This window comes from Methylobacterium sp. B1, assembly GCF_000333255.1.
GTDB lineage: Bacteria > Pseudomonadota > Alphaproteobacteria > Rhizobiales > Beijerinckiaceae > Methylobacterium > Methylobacterium fujisawaense.
This window is the reverse complement of sequence record NZ_BACT01000966.1, coordinates 1-2,174: the sequence shown is the minus strand read 5'-3', so window position 1 is coordinate 2,174 and position 2,174 is coordinate 1. Positions and strand designations below refer to the sequence as shown.

At 65.9% G+C, this 2,174-nt stretch carries 1 protein-coding gene and 1 pseudogene; one reads left to right on the top strand and one right to left on the bottom strand.

The genetic code is table 11. The annotated features are described in order from the left end of the window. Window positions 1-559, bottom strand: a pseudogene (locus I53_RS27005) (branched-chain amino acid ABC transporter permease); the annotation flags it as partial. 244 nt (window positions 560-803) lie between these two features. Between I53_RS27005 and I53_RS27000 the strand changes: the two are divergent. Then, window positions 804-2,084 (top strand): dicarboxylate/amino acid:cation symporter, encoded by a 1,281-nt coding sequence (locus I53_RS27000; RefSeq protein WP_043356732.1) that lies wholly within the window; start codon window positions 804-806, stop codon window positions 2,082-2,084. The last annotated feature ends 90 nt before the right edge of the window (window positions 2,085-2,174 follow it).

The window sequence follows — 2,174 nt, the reverse complement described above, 5'->3', positions numbered from 1 at the left end:
CCTGCTCACAGGCGCGCTGCGCCCGGCCGAAGGGCGTGCGCTGGACGAGATACCAGAAGCCCGTGAGCAGCACGGCGGTGACCGCCATGATCAGAACCTGCTTCCAGGCCAGGAACACCGCGTAGCCGTCCCGCTCGAACAGGGTGATGCCCCCAGACAGCATCGGCGGCGTCGGCTTGTTGCGCGCGCCCTGCACCACCTGGACGAAGTTCGACAGGAAGATCGAGACGCCGATCGCCGAGATCAGCGGCGCCAGCCGGAACGAGCCGCGCAACGGCCGGTAGGCGACGCGCTCGATCGCCCAGCCCCACAGGGCGGTGAGCACCATGGCGACCACCAGCACCACCAGGAAGGCCAGGGCGATGGAGCTGACCCCGAGCCACACGGTCAACAGCAGGAAGGTGATCAGCGCGATGAAGCAGGAGACCATGAAGACGTCGCCGTGAGCGAAGTTCACCATGCCGATGATGCCGAACACCATCGTGTAGCCGATGGCGATCAGGCCATAGATCGAGCCGAGCGTCAGCCCGTTGATCAACTGCTGTACGAAGACGTCCATGAACTCTCGCGCGCGCAGGTTTCTCGTGCCGCCTACGGGAACCGCAGGTGGCGCGGCGGGGCAAGTCTCGTACCGCAGCCGTAGCACACCGGCCACAGGTTTCATCGCCGCCCGAGCGTCGCGCGAAAACAGTCGACCACGCCAGTAACGCGCCCCGGCCGGGCTTGCGTGCGGCGCAGTTCCTGCGACACGTTAACGAATTGAAATGCTCGATCATCCCGGGCTCAGGCGAGGAGCAGTACCGATGGCAGGGTCGAGACTCACGACGATGATCTTCGTCGGCATGCTCCTCGGAATCGCCGTTGGCTACGCCTGCAGCATCACTTGGCCCGATCCGCAGACCGCCAAGGAGATCGCCGGCTACATCGCGCTGGTCTCCGACGTGTTCCTGCGGCTGATCAAGATGATCATCGCGCCGCTGGTCTTCTCCACGCTCGTGGTCGGCATCGCGCATCTCGGGGACACCGCTGCGGTCGGCCGGGTCGGCGGCAAGGCGCTGCTCTGGTTCGTGGGCGCCTCGTTCTGCTCGCTGATGCTCGGCCTGATCATGGTCAACCTGATGCAGCCCGGCCAGAACCTGAACCTGCCGCTGCCCGATGCCGGCGCCGGGACGGGGCTCAAGGCGGCCTCGCTGTCGCTCAAGGAATTCGTGACGCACCTCGTGCCGAAGAGCGCCGTCGAGGCGATGGCCAACAACGAGATCCTGCAGATCGTGGTCTTCTCGATCTTCTTCGGCGTCGGCCTGGCATCCCTCGGCGAGAAGGGGCGCCTCCTCGCGCAGGGCATCGAGGGCCTGGCCGACGTGATGCTCAAGGTCACGGGCTACGTGATGATGTTCGCCCCCGTGGCGGTGTTCGCCGCCATCGCGGCGACGATCACCACGCAGGGCATCGGCGTGCTCGTGACCTACGGCAAGTTCCTCGTGGAGTTCTACATCGGGCTCGCCGTGCTCTGGGCGCTGCTCATGGGCGTCGGCTTCCTGATGCTCGGGGGCGGCGGCATCATGCGGCTGTTCAACCTGATCAAGGAGCCCTTCGTGCTCGCCTTCTCGACCGCGTCGAGCGAGGCGGCCTACCCGAAGATGCTGACGAACCTCGAGAAGTTCGGGGTGCCGAACCGCATCACGTCGTTCGTGCTGCCCATGGGCTACTCGTTCAACCTCGACGGCTCGATGATGTACTGTACCTTCGCGGTGATGTTCATCGCGCAGGCCTACAACATCCCGTTGAGCTGGGGTCAGCAGCTCACGATGCTGCTGCTGCTGATGGTGACGTCGAAGGGGATGGCCGGCGTGCCGCGCGCCTCGCTGGTGGTCATCTCGGCGACGCTGGCGCACTTCAACATCCCGGAGGCCGGGCTGCTGCTGATCATCGGCATCGACCAGTTCCTGGACATGGGGCGCTCGGCCACCAACGTGCTGGGCAACAGCGTCGCCACCGTGGCGGTCGCCAAGTGGGAGGGGCAGCTCACCACCACCGACCAGCGCCTCGACCATGTCGGCACCGTGGCCTCGCCGGCGGAGTAGGGGCCGGTTTTACGGGATCTGCACCCGCCGGGATGTCGGGTGCAGGGCGGCTGTCGAACCCATCCTCCTCATCCTGAGGTGACCGCGTCT

Coding starts and splice junctions, on each gene's coding strand:
- I53_RS27000 (WP_043356732.1), top strand. CDS start 804: ATGGCAGGGTCGAGACTCACGACGATGATCTTCGTCGGCATGCTCCTC.